The sequence below is a fragment of the Terrabacter sp. AAH1 genome (assembly GCF_054456855.1).
Window position 1 is genome coordinate 116,709 of sequence record NZ_JBTJJV010000009.1, and the last position, 17,135, is coordinate 133,843.

Genomic DNA, 17,135 nt, shown 5'->3' on the forward strand with positions numbered 1-17,135 from the left:
GAGACAAGGAGATCGCAATGAGAACACCCCCGGTGCCGAGCGCACCCAAGAACCCGGCCCCCACGTGCGACAAGCTCTGGACCGTCGACGACGTGTCAGCCTTCCTCGGGGTGCCGAGGAACACGCTGTACCAGTGGCGCACCCGTGGAGAGGGTCCGCCGTGTGTTCGCCTGGGCAAGCACCTGCGCTTCGACCCCGACCGGGTCCGGGCGTGGTTCGGCGACCAGGTGGCCTGAGGTGGCCCACGTCGTCAAGGACAGTCGCAATGGGCGGTGGCTCGCTCGCTGGCGCGACCCGTCCGGGCGGCAGCGCAAGAAGTCCTTCGGCCGCAGGATCGATGCCGACCGGTTCCTGGCGGCGCTCATGGCCGACCTCTACCGCGGCACGTACATCGACCCTGCGGCCGGCAAGCTGCTGTTCGCGGCATACGCCGAGACGTGGGGCAAGGGACTGGCGCACCTCAAGCCCTCGACCGCAGACCGCTACCGCGACACCCTGCGGACGCATGTGCTGCCGCAGTGGGGTGGCTGGCCGATCGGGCGCATCGCCCACTCCGACGTTGCAGGGTGGGTCGGTGACCTCGCGTCGTCGGGACTGTCGGCGGGGTCGGTCCGCAAGATCTACCTCGTCGCCTCGCTCGTGCTCGACGGGGCGGTGCAGGACGGGCGGATCGCGCGGAACCCGGCCAAGGGAGTGCGGCTACCGAGGCAGGTCAGGCGCGAGCCGCGGTTCCTGACCCCGGAGGAGCTCGCCCGGCTCGTCGACGCCGCGGGATCGCACGGCCTCGCCATCGCGGTGCTCGGGCTGACCGGTCTGCGGTTCGGGGAGTTCGCAGCCCTCAAGGTGTCGCGGCTCGACGTCCAACGGCGGCGGCTGACGATCTCAGAGAGCGTGACCCGCGTCGGCTCGGCCATGGTGTTCTCGACGCCGAAGACGCATCGCACCCGTTCGGTCCCGGTGCCACCGGCCCTCATGCCTGCGCTGCTCGGCATGTGCCAGGGCAAGGAGCGCGACGACCTGCTGTTCCCGGCTGCGATGGGTGGACCGATCATCCTCAACAACTGGCGTCGGCGGGTCTTCGACCCAGCGTGTAGGGCGGCCGGCCTCGATGGTGTGACGCCGCACGACCTGCGCCACACGGCTGCCTCGCTCGCGGTCCGCGGTGGCGCGAACGTCAAGGCGGTCCAGCAGATGCTCGGCCACGCGTCGGCCGCAATGACGCTCGACATCTACGCCGGGCTGTTCCCCGACGACCTCGACGCGGTCGCCCTCTCCCTGGACACCCATGTGCCACAGATGTGCCACAACGGGCCTGTCGCGCTCATCGAAGGGGGAGTGGCGGATGAGTGACACTGCCTCTGACCTGCGAAAACGTGTGGTGCCCCCGGCAGGATTCGAACCTGCGACACCCGCTTTAGGAGAGCGGTGCTCTATCCCCTGAGCTACGAGGGCGGGGCATGGCTGAAACCTCGATGGAAACCTCGTCGCAGCTGTAACCCTTGATGCAACCAGGCCCTGCCGGGCCGACCAACGGGAGACAGGCTACTGGACCGCGGCTGGCGGCCGGTGCGTGGCTGCCCACGGCGCGGCGGAGCGCACCATCGGCGGCAGCGCGTTTCAGCCATACTCCACGGGCGGGGCATGGCCGAAACCTTCGCTGAAACCTCGCCGGAAGGGTTGCCGTAAACCTCGCTGCCGCGAGGCCCTGCCGGGCCGGCCGCGCTGAGGCAACCTCCGGCGGGTTCCTGCGATGTGTTGGTGGCGGCGCTGGCATGCGAGAGGCTTCAGGTATGCCCACACGCACGTTCAGAGCAGTGATGGAGAACGGCGACACCTATGACGACCCTTCCGAGGACGTCCTCCTCTTGCTACTCGAGGACCTGGCTGCGGGTGACGGGTCGTGGGTCATCGTCGAGAAGGTCGTGGACGCGTCAGGTCAGACGTACGCGCAGGCGCTCCGGCTTTCCGACGGGTCGTTCCAGGTCGAGCGGCGGCGCGGCAGCGCCGACACGCACGAGGTGGCTGCCGCGCAGCCTCTACGAGAAGCGCACGAACTGCTGACCCGGTGGGCGTTTGCCTTATAGCCGATCGGAGGCCCTCGCCGACGCTCCGTGTGTCCCGGTCGGTCACTGGTCCAACGTCGTCCGCGCCCACCGCTGCTGGTCCCGGGATGACCGCTGGGCGGCATAAGCATGCGAAGGCTTAGCTGCCTGACTGGTCGAGGATCATGAGCTTCTCAGGGTTGGGCATGGGTACGAATCCGACGCGGGCATAGACGTCGTGGGCGTCGAGTGTCGAGAGCAGCACCCGCTTCAGACCCAGGGGCCGGAGCCTGGCAACGACGGCCTCCGACAATCGGGTGCCCAGCCCTTGGCCGCGGTGGTCGCGGTCGACGTACACGTCGCAAAGCCAGGCGAAGGTTGCATGGTCGGTCGCGACGCGTGCATACGCCACTTGAGTTCCGTCGCGGGTGAACGCCCCGAAGTTCAACGAGTTGCGCGCCGCCGTCTCGACGGTCTCGCGGGTGCGCCCGAGTGCCCAGAAAGCATCGGTGGACAGCCACTGATGAACACGATCGAGGTCCATGCGGGCGAGGTCGGAGTCGATCTCGTAGTCAGTGCTGCGGTGGGCGCTCACCTCGCTATTTTGTCAGCCGCCTGTGCCGAGGTGCCTTACCTGGGTTGCCTCCAAGGCGGCCATGAGGTTCCTGAGCCTGGCAGGGTCGGGCGTTCGCCGGCAGTGCGGCGACAGGGGACGGCCGCCTTGACCTGCTGGGGTCGCCCGGCTCGTTGTAGCCCGGTTTGGGCGTTCAACGGTCCCAGAGGAGGACCTCCAGCGCGGCGACCAGACGGGAGCGCAGAGGCGCCTGTTCCTGGGCGAGTTCGATGAGGTCCTCGTTGCTCTTGGCGAGCCTCACGAGCAGGGCGCCTGCCTCGTCCTCTTCGCGGATCATGGTCATGGCCAGTCTGCTGGCCGGGTCGGTCAGGTCATGCGGGGGGACCGGGTGGCGCGGCAACGCCGCGAGGAGCAGGAGGACTCGCTGTTCGGCGCGCGAGATCGTCGGCCACAGGGCCAGGAGGTCCTCGGAGGCGTCGGTGACGGTCACGCGCACCGCCTCGTGGTGCGGCTCGGGGCGGTACCCGTACGCGCGTGCCTTGTCCAACGCGGCGGCTGCGAGGAACAAGGTGTAAAGGAGGTCCAGGCGTCGCTTCGGAGAGAGTTGAGGTGCCGCGGCCAGATGGGCGACGAGCCGTAATGCGGGCGCGGTGGAGCTGTAGCTGCTGCCCTGGTGAGTAACGGAGCCGACAAGGTCGTCCAGGTGCTTGCTCCACTGGTCGTTGTTGGCTGCAAGCCCGTTCAGCATCCGGGGGACGTCGGCGGCGTTGCCGTAGGCGTGCTCGAGCCGAGCCCAGTTCACGTCCTCGACGCCGGCCAGCCTCACCGGCTCCCCGGGCCCGTCCAGCAGGTCCTCGTCCACGGCGTCCGACTCGTGCCGCTCACGGTCGCCGGCCCGGGCCGGCCTCCCCGCCAAGGCTGTCAACCGGCGCTCGTGCACGGTGGCGTCGTCGAGCTCGTGGACGAGGCCGACCCGCGTGAACGACCGCATGAGCGTTGCGGTGTGCCCGGTGCCGCTGCCAGAGGAGCGGCCCCCGAACTGTTGAGCCAGCATCCGCACCGCATGGTCCTCCTGCGCCTGCCACCAGCGTTCGTCGTCGTCGGGGAGGGGCCCGGTCGCGATGGAGGTGACGTCCCAATAGCCCTGCTCGCGCGGTCGCATCGTCGGCTTGCCGAACCAGAAACTGGACGGGTCACGGAGCGCCCAGTCGACCTCCCGGACGGCGACCAGGGCGTGCCCACGGGCGGCGAGCTCGTCGGCCACGGCGCGCGCCGAAGCCTCCTCAGGGACGGTCACCGTGTACGTCTGGGCCAGGTGCGGCTGGTGCGGCATGATCGTCGGTCACGTTCAGTGGTTGGTGGGTGCGGCTTTGAGCCGGATTGCGGGAACCTCTGGCGATGGTGGCCACTCATGGACGTCGAGCTGGTAGCGGCCCTCTCCAACCACGAGGAAGTCGACATGGACCGCCAGCGGATTGCCGCTCGCGTCACGCGTCACGTACAGCGGGTACTCACCGTCGTCGCTGGGACTCATGACCCCGATGACGTTCTCCCCGTGCGCGGCCCACGGGAGCGTCGCATCGAGGACACCCTGCGGGTGCTGACCGGCCTTGGTGGTCCACGCCTCGAATTCCGGGGACTCGGGCGGCAGGATCCGGCCGGCAGCGGCGAGGGCGTCGACGAGGCCCACTCCACCTCCGTAGGTCGTGACGCCGTACAACGTTGCGTCGACCCAGGTTCCGGGCGCCGGCTCGACGCTGACGGGCTCCCCGTCGGCCAGCACGACGGATAGGTAGTCGGCATCACTGAACTCTGTGTCGTCATCCGAAGGACAGGTGGCCTGCGTGAGGATGACTGGGTAGACGCCAGGCTCGACCTGCACCTCGAGTGGACTGTCCAACGAAGCAAACGGGTCGACCGCCCCCAGCCTGCCCGAGGGCACGGCCAGCGACCCGATCTGCGTGGGGACAAGGTCGACCAGCTGGCCCTCGTCCCCAACGGCTCGCCCGGGCCTGGCGCCGAAGAACTCAGCCAGCGTCAGCGCGGTCTCGTGCACAAAGGGGAGGTTAGCGGCTCGGATCCAGCGAGGTTCATCAAGCGATCGGGTTGCGGCACTTGCGCGGATGTCGCTTACGACGTGGAAAGACCCAGCTCGTCGAGCTGTTCGCGGACTCTCTCGTAGTCGGCGTCGGGGTTGAGTGCGGAGAGGGTCGAGGGGTCGAGCGGGTGTGACTGGTACACGGCCCTGAGGGCTGCTTCGCTGGGGCTCATCTCGAGGTGGTTCTGGGCGAAGCGCGCGTACGCGCCAGGGCTGTCCTCGAGGATCAGATCGAAGAGCTCTTCGGCTCCGTCAGGGTCCGGATCGTACGCCGGCGGGGCGGCGTTCCCGATATGCCAAGTCCGTCCGTCCGTGGACCAGAAGGCTGCGGTTGCCATGAAAACGTCAGCGAGCTGGAAGCGAGCGTCTCGGGTCAGGAGTTCGAACTGAGTTGGCATGCCGTCAAGGAGTCCCGGCCACGGCGCGACAGGTGTGAGTGTGAAGGGGTTCATCGGGGACTCGTGCGCGAATCCCCAGCCGAAGACTGCCTCGTCGGTGAAGGCGATGAAGTAGCGATCGCCTGAACCGTTGTCCATGCTGGCCAACGCCACACCAGAGGGGTCGTGCGGATCGAAGCGAAAGTAGCGATCGTCCGGGTCGTCTTCTGGGCTCATCGCGACGTCAAGACGGCAAGGGCCAAGGACAGCTCGCGCAGGCGGTCTGGAGATGGAAGTCGTCCAAGCAGGACTGCCATGGTCACGCGCGTCAGAGTGACACATTCGCTCGTTCAGGTACGCGCACGACTGAAGTCCTCGGCGCGGCATCATGGGATGTCCCCACGGCCGCGAGCCCTTCTTCACGAGTCGCCGATGAGCGCCGTTACCATCGACGCGTGCAGGGGAACAGTTGGTAGCCATCAAATGGCGCGCAAATTCCCCCATCGAAGACCCAATCCCGTTTACCAAGGAGCGGGTGACGGCATGGGGCGCTGTCATCGCAACACTCACCGTGGTGGTCATCACCTCGCTACGGGCCTTCGAAGTCCCACTGTCAGAGAATGTGCACTTGTTGGTTGTCGCTGCGGCGCGCCCGTCCTGGCTGGCTCTGGTCCGCGGGGTCTACGCGTCGGCGTTGGCTCGTCTGGACATGGCACAGATTCGGCGGACCGGCAGGAGTGATTTAGTTACCGACGTTGTGGTCTGCGCGCTGGCAGGTATTGGTTGCGTGGTGCTCGCCATCGTCGGCGATTCGTGGTTGTGGCTGGGGTGCTCCCTGTTTGTGGCAATCGCAACCGACCAAGCGCGATTCGTACGAGCAAGCCGCGTCTCGTAGGACCGCGCGGGTCAAGGCCGGACCTCCTGCGGCAGATCCGGACGTTCCGCGTCGAGGGAGCTATGTCGGCTGCACTTGAACGCTTACGACGCGGTAACCGCGCTCGTCGCTAGCGTCCGGAGCGACTACGCACACATAAGGGCGGTCGATCACGTCGCCACTGCCAGCTGTGCGGACGGTGGCCACTGCGGATACCCGTAGCCCTCCGTCAGCGAGTTCCTCGACCGACACTTGGGTCTTGTCCCACGACTGCCCGGACGTCAGCCCGAGCTGCGATTCGACTGGCAGTGAGCACTTGGCTACTGCGCGTTGCGTGTCCCCTGTTGTGTCAGCACACGCACTCAGCGCGAGCACAGCCAGTACCAGCGGCAGGCCCCCTGCAGTCCTCATGGGCGCGAAACTACCGGGGCCGCCACCGCCCTGCCGAGTCAAGCCCCAAGGATGGCAGATTGGGACGTTGGTCTTCGGTTGTCAGGACTGGCAGTCCACGGCGACCACGCGGTGGCCCGAACCGAAGCTGCCCTCGTCAACCGGCACGGTGGCGAACTTGATGGGTACCACCTGCGACCGAGAGGGGTGCCGTTCGGTCGGCGGCAGCAAGCAGTCGGGCCATCCTCCGTCGTGGCTCTCTCCTCGAGCGTCCACCCAGCGCGGGACGCCATCGCGTGCGCCGAAGGTCCAGTCCTCCTCGCCGTTAGAGGTGGCGGTGAACTGCGGGGAGGTCTCAGTGCCTCCGAGGGTCGCGGTGCCCTCGTGCCAGGTGACGTCATCGCTCGTGGCGGGTCCGAGTGCGAATGAGCCGCTGCCCAGGAGGGCAACGGCCAGGATGAGGCCGACGGTCCGGCGTGCGGGTTCGCGTCGCGATCGCCGGGGACCGAGCCGCGATGCGGTGGCCTACGGACGGCCGACGGGGTGCTCGGGCGCTCCACGCGTTCTGGCGCTTCGAGGGTGGGGGCACCCCTGTGCCCGGCCGCCAAGGCTGAATCGGCTGAGCCGCTGGGCCAACTTTCCCGGGACGCTCAACGCCATTGCCACGTCGGCCTGCTCGCTGCAGCCGTGGAGGTGTCGACCGTGAACAGAGAGCCGTGCGCGAGTCCGCATTACGCCTTTTCGTGACGATATGCTCCCCGCTGATGGTCAACGTGGCACGTTGACCATCCGTTCGTCCATATGAGTGAGGGAGCGCGCCCGCCTCTTCACAGCCAATCACAGGGGAGTAGCACATGAAGTTCGTCTCGAAGTTCGCCACCGTGGCCGTGGCCGTGGCCGCGGCCACGGCGTCCGTAGCGGTGGTGACGATGGCAGCGCCGGCCAATGCAGCAGACCACACCTTGTTCTCGGCGAGTGGGAAGGCTTACGGCTGGTACGACGATTCGAACAATCGAATCGTTATCTGCGACATGGCCAGCGGGGACGGCGACGGGGCGAACGCCTCGATCCAGGGGGGTGGATGGGCCTGGGGTGGCAACATCGTTTACAACGGCTGCGTGGCAGAAGGTGGGGTCGCCGATGGTGTGAGCGTCAGGATGACGGTCTGCGATTGGGTGTGGTCACCGGCAATGCAGATGCGGACGACCACGGGCTGTAGGAACGACTGGTTCACGTCCTGACCGGCCTCGCGCAGTTCTCGGGATCGGAGATCTGCTACGTCCGATGATCGGCACGTTCGACGGGCGGCACAACCCGATGCCCGTTCGACGAGCGGCAGGAGCGGACGTTCGCATGTCGTACGTTCGTGCTCTTATGTGCACATGATTGAGGTCGTCGTCGGCGCGCTGGTTCGTGAACGTCGAGTTCTGCTCGCGTATCGGAGCCAGAACAAGCGCGCGTACCCAGCCGTTTGGGAGCTGCCCGGTGGAGTGGTTGAGGCCGGCGAGTCAGAACTCAACGCGCTCCGGCGAGAACTGCGCGAAGAACTCGGTGTGGACATAGCGACTGACTCGGCGTCTCATCTGTGCCGGCTGACCGCAGGACCGGCGGAAGAGCCGGCCCTCCTCAGCGCTTGGCTCGTTTCCGGCTGGGAGGGAAGCCCAGCGAACGTCGCTCCCGAGGAACACGACGACATCCGATGGTTCGACATCGACGACATGCCGCCCCCCGTGCACGTTCCTGTGCGCGCCGCGCTGGTGGCCGCGATACGGAGCAATCGGCGCTGAACTGCAGATGCGCTGTCATCGGCACGAGAGGAAGAGTGCTTCCGCGTTCCATGAGCCATAGAGCTCGACCGAGCCCACGGGCACGCGCGACACACGGACGCATGGTGCCCCCGGCGCGCATCGTCAGCGGGGGGCATGACCGGATCCGCCGGCGGCGAGCACTATGTCGCGGGTGACCTCCAGGTTCGGGAAGGCTCGAAGGTCTGCGTCGGTGAGGTCGCTCGGTCCGCCGACATCGGAGCGGAAGGTGATGCGCGTCCCTGTCCGGCCCCGGTACGGGATCGAGGTCAGCTCGTCGTCGGGGATGCCGAAGCGGTACGTCTGCGACCAGGAGGAGCCGCCGCGATGGTTGTCGTGAACGAGTTCGTCACTCAGGGCCGAGACGGTCGACATGCCGCGTCGGGGGAGGCCGTCCGGGAGCCTCGGCGCTTGGACCACGTCGTTGAAGCGCACGTCCGCGGTCGCCATGACCGGCTTGCGCACGACGGCGCCGTCGCTGTCGGCGCGCGTGTCCGTGCCGCGCCCGTCGTCGTCGATGGTGACGGTTCCGTCGGATCGAACGGTCACCGTCACGGTGCCGATGTGGCCCAGACTGGCGGCCTCGTCCTGCGCGTACGCCAGCACTTCGAGCATCAGATGCCGACGGCCACCGGCGGCCTGTCCCCGACCGAGCTGGCGGCGGACGTGTTCCAGGTGGACACGGTCCACGTCGGCGGCCCAGCGGTGGGTGGTGGTGGTCCAGGTCGTCCGGTCGGTCATGTCCCGAACCTAACGGGATCTCGAGGATGAGCTGTGGTCGCGGGATCGGCGGAGAGGTATGCCGGGCGATCAGGGGCTGGAGAACGTCATCGCACGGTCGGTGAAGGCCCAGTCCAGGCCGTCGTCGCCCTCGCCGTCGAAGTCGGGATCTCGTCGCAGGCCGACCTTGGCCGCGACTCTCTGGCTGGCCCGGTTCGAGGGGCGGATGCGGGCGACGACGATCTCGCCGGGGAGCGACTCCTGGGCCCAGCCCACCACAGCGGCCGCGGCTTCCGTGGCGTAACCCCGCCCCCAGGTCGAGGGATGGAAGCGGTACATCAGGTTGAGGAAGCGTTCCTCGTGGATCGTCGTCCAGCGCACACCGCAGTTGCCGACGAGCCGTCCCGTCTCCTCTTCGAAGACGCCACAGTTGCCGAACCCGTGCTGTTCCCAGTGACGCAGCCACCGCCGCACCAGCGAGTCGACGTCGTCCAGTTGCGTCACCCGGTCCGACGGGTTGTGGCGGACGACCGACGGATTCGACAGGATCTCGAGGATCTCCGCGGCATCATGCTCCTCCGGCCGCCGCAGCGACAGCCGAGCGGTCGTCAGGCGAGGGGGCTGCTGGGGCACCTCGGCAATGTACTCGGCATCCTCAGGCGCCCGTGCGGCCGTCGACCCCCTCGCGGAGCAGGTCCGCGTGACCGCAGTGCTGCGCGTACTCCGTGATCATCCGCAGCACGAGCCAGCGCAGGTCGACGTCTTCGTACCAGTCGAGCGGCCGTGCCGTGTCGTCGAGGTCGTGGGCGGCGACGATCTCGCGCGACACCGCGCACTCGGCGCGCCAGGTCTCCAGGTCCTCGGTGAAGTCGGCGTCGGCGGGCGGGTCGAAGTCGAGGTCGGGCTTGTCCTCGGTGAAGAAGAGGAACGGCACGTCGCGGCGCTCGAAGTTCTGCTGGAACCACCAGCGCTCGACACCGGCCAAATGTCGCACGAGGCCGTGCAGCGACATCGTCGAGGGCGGCATGGATCGCGTCCGTGCCTGCTCGGGAGTGAGTCCGCGGCACTTCATCTCCACGGTGGCCCGGTAGTACTCGAGGTATGCCGTGAGCGCCGCGCGCTCGTCCGCCACGCGGGGGATGCGCGGCCGGTCGTCGTCGGCCCAGACCGGCGCGAAGTCCTCGTCGGACAGGCCTGACTCCGACCGCGTCCCGTGCGCCTCAGGGGTTTGCGTCATGCGGGTCACTCTGCCAGCGCACGGTCGCGAGAGCCTGCCCAGCGGCGGCGTGGATCGGCCCGCGCCGGCCGCGCTCCACGGGAGGTGGCGCGCTTCTGGCAAGATCCCGCGGAGCGATCGGGTTGTGGGAGAAGGGACACGCGACGGTGCGAGTACTGCGATGGGCGTTGCCGGGCGGGATGCTGGCCGCTGCTGCGGTGTCGGTGGCGCAGGGCAAGGCGTGGGGCTACCTCTGGGGCGCGCTCGCGCTGCTCGCTATCGGGGGCCCCTGGTACGCAAGGAGGTTCGCAAAAAACGACAGCGCGCTCCGCCTGTACTCCATCCTGTTCTGCGCCGGCCTCCTTGCCGCGGCCGCGACCTTCGCGGTGCTGGCCGTCACGTCCGAGCCGGACCGCCGGGGCGCCTTCGTCGGGCTCGCGATCATCTGGCTGGCGATGGCGGGTGGTGCCATCGGTCTCATGGTGGCGCTGGGGCGTCGGAAGCGCCGGTCTGGGGACGTGGTGCCGGGCCGATCGTCGTCGGAGGGCCCGCGGTGACACCGGACCGGCTCGTCCCGGCACGATCTCGCAACGAGGTCTTCGACCGGCTCTACGAGGACGGCCGTGCGGCGGTGCTCGCCGGGACCCATCGCCAGGACGCACCGCCCGAGGACGGCGGTCGCTGGCCCGTGACCGTCGTCGCCATCCCGCCCCGGTCCACGCGCGAGACGCTGGAGGGGTGGATGACGCAGGCCCGCGCGTTCGCCGGTCCCGGGCACTTCCTCACGGGCCGCACCGACGCGAGCCACGTGACCATCCGCGCCCTCGAGGCCTACCGCGAGGCCGCCCACCCTGCCGAGGCGCGCTCGGAAGCGTGGGCATCGGCCATGACGGACGAGGCACGCGACACGGCGCCGCCGCGGCTGCACCTCACCGGAGTGACCCTCGCGGCGGGCTCCGTCATGGCGCAGCTGGAGCCCGCGGCCACCCCTTTCCGGCAAGCCGATTCGCAGCCGCAGCTCACATAGCACGCATGCTGCGCATAAGCAAGTCGCCCTCTTGACGTGCTCTCGGGCGGGCCTCGACTCTGGGAGTTCCACGGGGCCCACCCGGGCCCCGACGAGGAGGTCCTAATGGACGAGAAGGTCATGAACCGCCGGCGAGTTCTGGTCGGCGCGGGGGCCGCGGGTGCCGTGGCCGTCGGCAGCGTGACGGGTGCGTCGTCGGCGTCGGCGAGCGGGAGCAGCGGTGCTGCCCCGAGTGGGAGCTGGGTGATCAACCGAAGGGACGACGCCCCGAGCACCGACCGAGCGAAGACGGTCGTCAGCTTCGCGGCCGGCCGGGTCATCGTCGTGCACGACATCTCCCCGGCCGGTCCTCCCGGGACGGGGACCTGGGCGTCCTTGGGCGGCGGCGCGTTCAAGGCGACGTTCTGGTTCGGCCAGCCCGGACCCGGCGGGCCCGGCAGCCCGGGCATCACCATCCGCGTGCGCGTGCGCGGCAAGGCCCGCAGGTACACGATCTCCGGCACCTACCGGTTCTCGGTCTTCGACCCCTCGGGCGCCGTGGTGCAGAGCGGCACCGGCTCGTTCAGCGGCCACCCGATCGAGGCCTGACCGCGCTCTTCCCGACGACACCCGCCGACCGTAGGGGGCGGGGCCACGCGGACCCCGAGCACGTATGCCGTCCGGCCGGGACGCGATTCCGCCGTGCGGGTCTGTCGATGGCAGGCCCGCACGGCTTCGTTGGTTAGCCTGCTGGAATGACGGACGCCCCCAGGACCGACCCTGCCCTCCAGGCCGAGTCGTCGGGCGATCCCCGCGCTGACCGTGTGGCGGCGGCGGTGCGCACATGGCAGCGCACGCTCGTCGACCTCGGCGGCCGCAACACGCTGCTCTGGTATCGCGACCTGCCCTCGGGAACGCTCGACCTCACGACCGCCCACCCGGGCGGCGTCTCGATGCTGCTCGCCGGCCGTCGCACCCGCCTGTCCGACCTCGTGCGCGAGCCGGTCGCCTTCGACGAGGCGCGCCGCCGGGCTCGCGCCATCCGGTCCAAGGCCCTCGAGCTGCGCGAGGAGCGCGGCATCGCGGCCGGCTTCGTGGCCATCGGCATGGCGACGTGGTCGGTGCCCCGTGCGGCCCGCCCACCGGCGGCCCCCGTGCTGCTGCGGTCGTGCGTGCTTCGCCCCACCGGCGCGGCGCAGGAGGACTTCGAGCTCGACCTCGGGCCCGAGGTCGAGCTGAACCCGGTGCTGCGCGAGTACCTCCGCTCCGAGCAGGGCATCGAGATCGACGGCGACGCGCTCGCCGACCTCGCCACCGTCGGCAACGGCTTCGACCCCTACCCGGTGTATGCCGCCCTCGGCCACGAGTGCGCGGCCGTGCCCGAGTTCGCGATCGCACCGCGGCTCGTGCTCGGCACCTTCTCCTACGCCAAGCTCCCGATGGTCGCCGACCTCGCCCTGCAGGGCGCCGGCCTCGCCGACCACGACGTCGTGGCGGCACTCGCCGGTGACGAGTCGGCGCTCGGGGCGGTGCGGCTGCGCGTGCCCGAGAGCGAGCCCGACCCGGACCCCGAGCACGAGCACCTCGTCCTCGACGCGGACTCGTCGCAGCATGCGGCCATCGACGCCGTGCGCGCCGGCGCCCACCTCGTCATCAAGGGCCCTCCCGGCACGGGCAAGTCGCAGACCATCGTCAACCTCATCGCGTCGCTCGCTGCCGAGGGCAAGTCGACGCTCTTCGTCGCCGAGAAGCGTGCGGCCATCGACGCGGTGCTCAGCCGTCTCGACCGGCTCGGCCTCGGAGACCTGGTGCTCGACGCGTACGACGGCCCGACGAACAAGCGAGCCACGGCGCAACAGTTCGCGCGGAGCCTCGACGCCGCGGTCGACAACGACGGTCCGGTCAGCGACCGCACCACCGCGACGCTGCGCGAGCGGCGCGCCCGCCTCCAGGCGCACGTGCAGGCGCTGCACGCCGTGCGCGACCCGTGGGGCGTGTCCGCGCACGAGGCGCAGGAGGCCCTCGTGGAGCTCGGCACCCGCACGCCGGCGCCGACGAGCCACGTGCGCATCGGGGGTCGCGAGCTCGCGGGCCTCAGCCGCACCCGGGCCGTCGAGCTCGGTCGGCGCCTCCGCGACGCCGCCGGCCTCGGCGCGTGGACGCGCGACGGCGACGACCCCTGGTACGCCGCGCGCATCCTCACCGCCGAGGACGCCTCCAAGGCGCTCGACATCACGACCCGTCACAGCACGAGCGGGCTCGACGACGCCGCTCGTCAGCTGAACGCGATTCTTTCGGAATCGCATGTGCCGGAGGCGAACTCGCTCGAGGACTGGAAGGCTGCGTTCGCGACGATGGCCGACGTCCGCGAGACCCTCGAGGTGTTCCGGCCAGAGGTCTTCGACATCCCGCTCAAGGAGCACATCGCGGCGACGGCGACGCGCGACTGGCGCGACAACCGCGACATCGAGATGGGCTGGCTCGAGCGTTGGCGCATCCGCCAGCAGACCAAGCGGCTGCTGCGTCCTGGCCGTCCGCCGGCCAACCTTCACGAGGAGCTCGTGTCGGCGAGCGAGCAGCGCGAGCACTGGTTCGCGCTCGTGGGCGGCGGCGGCCGCCCCGAGATCTCGCCCCGGCTCGACGAGGGCCTGGCCCTGCTCGGCAGCCTGACCACCGATCTCGAGTGGCTCGACGAGCGGCTCCAGCCCGGACCCGGCGGGCAGACCCTGACCTCGCTGCCGCTCGCCGAGCTGCGTGAGCGGCTGGTCGCGCTGGCGGCCCGCCCCGACCGCATCGCCGTCCTGCCGCAGGTGACGTCGGTCCTCGACGAGGTGCGCGCCACCGGCCTGGGAGCCCTGGTCGACGACCTCGCGCGTCGTGGCACGCCCACCGAACAGGTGACGGCGGAGGTCGAGCACGTCTGGTGGGCCTCGCTCGCCCAGGAGATCACGGTGCGCGACCCCGCCTACGGCGCGCACGACGGGGCCGGCCTGCGCCGGGACGTCGCCGAGTTCGCCGAGGCCGACCGTGACCACCAGAAGGCGACGGTCGAACGGGTGCGCTCGGCGGTGGCCCGCAACGTGCGGGAGGTCCTCGCCGACCACCCCGCCCACGAGGCCCTCGTGCGGGCCGAGGCCGGCAAGGCCCGCCGTCACAGGCCGCTGCGCGACCTCATGCCGCACGCAGCCACGATCCTCACCGCGATCAAGCCCTGCTGGGCGATGAGCCCGCTCGTCGTCGCGTCCACCCTGCCACCCGGGCGCTGGTTCGACGTCGTGATCTTCGACGAGGCCTCGCAGGTGCAGCCGGCCCAGGCCATCTCGGCGATCTCTCGTGCGCGTCAGGTCGTCGTGGCCGGCGACGAGCGTCAGCTGCCGCCGACGAACTTCTTCACCGTCGTCTCCGACGACGAGGCCGACAGCCCCGCCGGTGTGGACGAGGCCCTGACCGAGGGTTTCGAGTCCGTCCTCGACGTGCTGGCCGCGGCCCTCCCCACCCGGAACCTGACCTGGCACTACCGCAGCCGCGACGAGCGCCTCATCGCGTTCGCCAACCAGTCGATGTACGACGGGCGGCTCACGACGTTCCCCGGCACGTCCATCGACTCGGCGGTCACCTTCGAACCGGTCGACGGCCAGGCGGAGGTGCAACCGGGCGTCGACGCCATCGAGACGACCGAGGCTGAGGTCGCCCGCGTCGTCGAGCTCGTCCTCGAGCACGCCCGCACCCGGCCCACGGAGTCCCTCGGGGTCATCGCCCTCGGGATCAAGCACGCCGACCGGCTCGAGGACGCCGTCACCGAGGCCCTCAGGGGTGCGCCCGACGTCGCGCGGTTCTTCGACGAGGCGCGCGAGGAGCGCTTCTTCGTCAAGAACCTCGAGCGGGTCCAGGGCGACGAGCGTGACGCCATCATCCTCTCGATCGGCTACGGCAAGACCCCGCACGGCCGGGTGCTGCACCGCTTCGGGCCGCTCAACAACGAGGGCGGCGAGCGACGTCTCAACGTCGCGATCACGCGTGCCCGCTCGCGCATGACCGTGGTGTCGGCCCTGCGCGCCGGCGACCTCGACCCGAGCCGCCTCAAGGCTCGCGGGGCGACGATGCTGCGCGACTTCCTCGCGTACGCCGAGAGTCGCGGTGTCGCCTCCGACGACGGCACGCTCTTCGCGACCGCCCCCGTGACGACCGACCCGCTGCGCAGCGACCTGGCCAGGCGGCTGCGCCGCGAGGGGCTCACCGTGCACGAGGACTACGGCACGGCGAGCCACCGCATCGACATCGCGATCGAGGACCCCTACCACCGGGGTCGCGCGCTGGTCGCCGTCGAGACGGACGGCGACCGGTATGCCGCCCTGCGCAGCACGCGCGACCGTGACCGTCTGCGGCCCGAACAGCTCGCCCGCCTCGGCTGGGTGCACGAGCGCGTCTGGACCACCGACCTCTTCCGAGACCCCGCCCGCGAGATCGCCCGGCTGCTCACCGTCGCCCGCACCATCTCACCGCCTCCTGCACCGGAGGCGGAGGCTGAGGAAGCGGCGCAGCAGCCGGACGTTCACCAGAACGGCGCGAGCGCCTCGGGCGACCCGGCCGCACCCACCCCGGACACGGGCGCTCAGGGCGCGACCGCGAACCCGGGCGGCGGCGAGATCAGCGTCGGCACTCTCGGCGGCGGCACTCCCCGCGACACTCGCGGTGACGACGCAGCCGCGCCGGCCCGCCCGAAGCGCAAGCGCCGTCGCGTGTTCCGCAAGGGCACGGCCGACACCGGGACCGACGGCGACGGTGACGGTGCCGAGCCCGGTGCCGGGCTGCGACACAGCAGCGACGAGCTGGACCTCGGCTGGGGTGAACGTCCGTCCGGCTCCGGCGTCGGCGACCGCTGGCTCGAGGAGCAGCGGCCGCCGCACTACGAGTGAGGTGGCGGGCCCCAGAATGCGGCTAGGTCGGGCTGGGGCCCTCCCGGTCGTGGAATGTTGTACGATCTCGCGGCGTTGTGGGCGGCATGAACACGACGACTCCCTTCTCGCTGCGACTCTCGTGGGCCGAGGGTCTGTTCGAGCGAGGTGACTTCCTCGCCGCTGCCACCGCGCTCGCCGAGCTCGTCGACGAGATCGACTCCGCGCTGCAGGCCTCCTCGTCCGAGGGCGTGCTGCACTCGGTGACCGATCTGCGGCTCCTGCTGGCGCGCGCCTACTTCAAGTCCGCCCAGCTCGGGCGCGCGGAGGTCACGCTGGCCCGCGTCATCGAGGAGGCCCCGACCGACGCGTACGCCCACCTGCTGCTCGGCCGCACCCTCCAGCGCGCCGGCCGCCACGACGAGGCGGCCCGACCGCTGGCGCTGGCCGAGATCTTCGGTGGCTACGAGCGCCCGAAGGCCTACGGGACGAACGCTCCTGAGCCGGCTGACCACCCGAGCCCCGCGGCTTCGACGACTGCCTGACCTGCCCCCAGCCGTCCCCACACCATCGAGTGCCCACTTCCCGACGAGTCGGGAAGTGGGCACTCGTCTGTCCGTGCGCGTCGCGTGCTCAGTTCCTCCGGGCTGGTGCGTGTGGGGAAGTGGGCCCTCGACGTGGCGTCGGTCCCGGGACGGTGTGACCCCGGGGTCAGCGTGCCCGGAGGGCGTCGCGGATCTCCTGCAGGAGGATGACCTCCTCCGAGGGTGCCTCGGGCTCGGGCTCGACGCCCGCCTTGCGACGCTCGGCCAGGTGGTTCATGGGAACGACGACCATGAAGTAGACGGCTGCCGCCACGATGAGGAAGCTCACCAGCGCGGTGAGGAAGTTGCCGACGGACACGCCGCCGGGCTTGAAGGAGGAGAAGTCCGGCTGTCCGCCGAGCTTCCCGATGAGGTCCATGATGATCTTCACGAAGGCGTCGACGACCTTGCCGAACGCCGTGCCGATGACGACCGCGACCGCGAGGTCGATGACGTTTCCTCGCATGAGGAAGTCCTTGAAGCCCTTGATCATTCGCTTGTCCTGTCTCTCGTGACCCCCGAGGATCAGGCAGTTCGCCCATCGCCGAGACGAG

18 protein-coding genes and 1 tRNA gene are annotated in these 17,135 nt (G+C 69.9%); 10 read left to right on the plus strand and 9 right to left on the minus strand.

Features of this window, described 5'->3' with window-relative positions; translation table 11 throughout:
* Positions 1-17: 17 nt before the first annotated feature.
* Positions 18-236: a helix-turn-helix transcriptional regulator gene (locus tag ACXR8F_RS14695; protein WP_458801522.1), complete on the plus strand. Its 219-nt coding sequence runs from the start codon at positions 18-20 to the stop codon at positions 234-236.
* A gap of 1 nt (position 237) precedes the next feature.
* Entirely contained in the window at positions 238-1,350 is a 1,113-nt protein-coding gene (locus ACXR8F_RS14700) for a tyrosine-type recombinase/integrase (protein ID WP_458801524.1), read from the plus strand.
* 26 nt (positions 1,351-1,376) lie between these two features.
* Here ACXR8F_RS14700 and ACXR8F_RS14705 read toward each other — a convergent pair.
* A tRNA-Arg gene (locus ACXR8F_RS14705) sits at positions 1,377-1,452 on the minus strand.
* Positions 1,453-1,790: 338 nt separating this feature from the next.
* Between ACXR8F_RS14705 and ACXR8F_RS14710 the strand changes: the two genes are divergently transcribed.
* Positions 1,791-2,084, plus strand: coding sequence for a hypothetical protein (locus ACXR8F_RS14710; RefSeq protein WP_045186844.1), 294 nt, complete (start codon positions 1,791-1,793; stop codon positions 2,082-2,084).
* 118 nt (positions 2,085-2,202) lie between these two features.
* Here the strand turns inward: ACXR8F_RS14710 and ACXR8F_RS14715 are convergent, their stop codons facing one another.
* The 4 genes from ACXR8F_RS14715 to ACXR8F_RS14730 form a co-directional block, all read right to left on the minus strand.
* A complete protein-coding gene (locus tag ACXR8F_RS14715) occupies positions 2,203-2,637 on the minus strand; it encodes a GNAT family N-acetyltransferase (RefSeq protein ID WP_458801527.1) in 435 nt (144 codons plus the stop codon).
* A 172-nt stretch (positions 2,638-2,809) separates the two neighbouring features.
* Positions 2,810-3,880: a hypothetical protein gene (locus ACXR8F_RS14720; RefSeq protein WP_458801529.1), complete on the minus strand. Its 1,071-nt coding sequence runs from the start codon at positions 3,878-3,880 to the stop codon at positions 2,810-2,812.
* Positions 3,881-3,964: 84 nt separating this feature from the next.
* Positions 3,965-4,672 carry a DUF4241 domain-containing protein gene (locus ACXR8F_RS14725; protein WP_458801530.1) on the minus strand — a complete coding sequence of 236 codons (708 nt, stop codon included), beginning with the start codon at positions 4,670-4,672 and terminating at the stop codon, positions 3,965-3,967.
* 74 nt (positions 4,673-4,746) lie between these two features.
* The gene (locus ACXR8F_RS14730; protein ID WP_458801532.1) at positions 4,747-5,328 is read right to left on the minus strand and encodes a hypothetical protein; all 582 of its coding nucleotides are present in this window, start codon (positions 5,326-5,328) and stop codon (positions 4,747-4,749) included.
* A gap of 1,881 nt (positions 5,329-7,209) precedes the next feature.
* Here ACXR8F_RS14730 and ACXR8F_RS14735 point away from each other — a divergent pair.
* Together ACXR8F_RS14735 and ACXR8F_RS14740 are read left to right on the plus strand one after the other, a co-directional pair.
* Positions 7,210-7,596 carry a hypothetical protein gene (locus ACXR8F_RS14735; protein ID WP_458801534.1) on the plus strand — a complete coding sequence of 129 codons (387 nt, stop codon included), beginning with the start codon at positions 7,210-7,212 and terminating at the stop codon, positions 7,594-7,596.
* Positions 7,597-7,737: 141 nt separating this feature from the next.
* Entirely contained in the window at positions 7,738-8,142 is a 405-nt protein-coding gene (locus tag ACXR8F_RS14740) for an NUDIX domain-containing protein (RefSeq protein WP_458801536.1), read from the plus strand.
* A 123-nt stretch (positions 8,143-8,265) separates the two neighbouring features.
* Here ACXR8F_RS14740 and ACXR8F_RS14745 read toward each other — a convergent pair whose 3' ends face one another.
* From ACXR8F_RS14745 to ACXR8F_RS14755, 3 genes are all read right to left on the minus strand, one after another.
* Complete coding sequence (locus ACXR8F_RS14745) at positions 8,266-8,901, minus strand: ATP-binding protein (RefSeq protein WP_458801538.1); 636 nt, start codon at positions 8,899-8,901, stop codon at positions 8,266-8,268.
* A 69-nt stretch (positions 8,902-8,970) separates the two neighbouring features.
* On the minus strand, positions 8,971-9,513 hold the full coding sequence (locus ACXR8F_RS14750; protein ID WP_458801540.1) for a GNAT family N-acetyltransferase: 543 nt from the start codon (positions 9,511-9,513) through the stop codon (positions 8,971-8,973).
* A gap of 22 nt (positions 9,514-9,535) precedes the next feature.
* Positions 9,536-10,117, minus strand: a complete 582-nt coding sequence (locus tag ACXR8F_RS14755; RefSeq protein ID WP_458801541.1) for a DinB family protein — start codon at positions 10,115-10,117, stop codon at positions 9,536-9,538.
* A 146-nt stretch (positions 10,118-10,263) separates the two neighbouring features.
* Between ACXR8F_RS14755 and ACXR8F_RS14760 the strand changes: the two genes are divergently transcribed.
* From ACXR8F_RS14760 to ACXR8F_RS14780, 5 genes are all read left to right on the plus strand, one after another.
* The gene (locus tag ACXR8F_RS14760; RefSeq protein WP_458801542.1) at positions 10,264-10,653 is read left to right on the plus strand and encodes a hypothetical protein; all 390 of its coding nucleotides are present in this window, start codon (positions 10,264-10,266) and stop codon (positions 10,651-10,653) included.
* Positions 10,650-11,123 (plus strand): hypothetical protein, encoded by a 474-nt coding sequence (locus ACXR8F_RS14765; RefSeq protein WP_458801544.1) that lies wholly within the window; start codon positions 10,650-10,652, stop codon positions 11,121-11,123. The genes ACXR8F_RS14760 and ACXR8F_RS14765 overlap by 4 nt, the downstream gene beginning before the upstream one ends.
* A gap of 105 nt (positions 11,124-11,228) precedes the next feature.
* A complete protein-coding gene (locus ACXR8F_RS14770; RefSeq protein WP_045186814.1) occupies positions 11,229-11,711 on the plus strand; it encodes a hypothetical protein in 483 nt (160 codons plus the stop codon).
* 146 nt (positions 11,712-11,857) lie between these two features.
* On the plus strand, positions 11,858-16,018 hold the full coding sequence (locus ACXR8F_RS14775) for an AAA domain-containing protein (protein ID WP_458801546.1): 4,161 nt from the start codon (positions 11,858-11,860) through the stop codon (positions 16,016-16,018).
* A gap of 86 nt (positions 16,019-16,104) precedes the next feature.
* Positions 16,105-16,542 (plus strand): tetratricopeptide repeat protein, encoded by a 438-nt coding sequence (locus tag ACXR8F_RS14780; RefSeq protein ID WP_458801548.1) that lies wholly within the window; start codon positions 16,105-16,107, stop codon positions 16,540-16,542.
* Positions 16,543-16,708: 166 nt separating this feature from the next.
* On the opposite strand, the gene mscL is transcribed toward ACXR8F_RS14780, so the two are convergent.
* Complete coding sequence (gene mscL / locus ACXR8F_RS14785; protein ID WP_045186806.1) at positions 16,709-17,074, minus strand: large conductance mechanosensitive channel protein MscL; 366 nt, start codon at positions 17,072-17,074, stop codon at positions 16,709-16,711.
* Positions 17,075-17,135 lie beyond the last annotated feature (61 nt).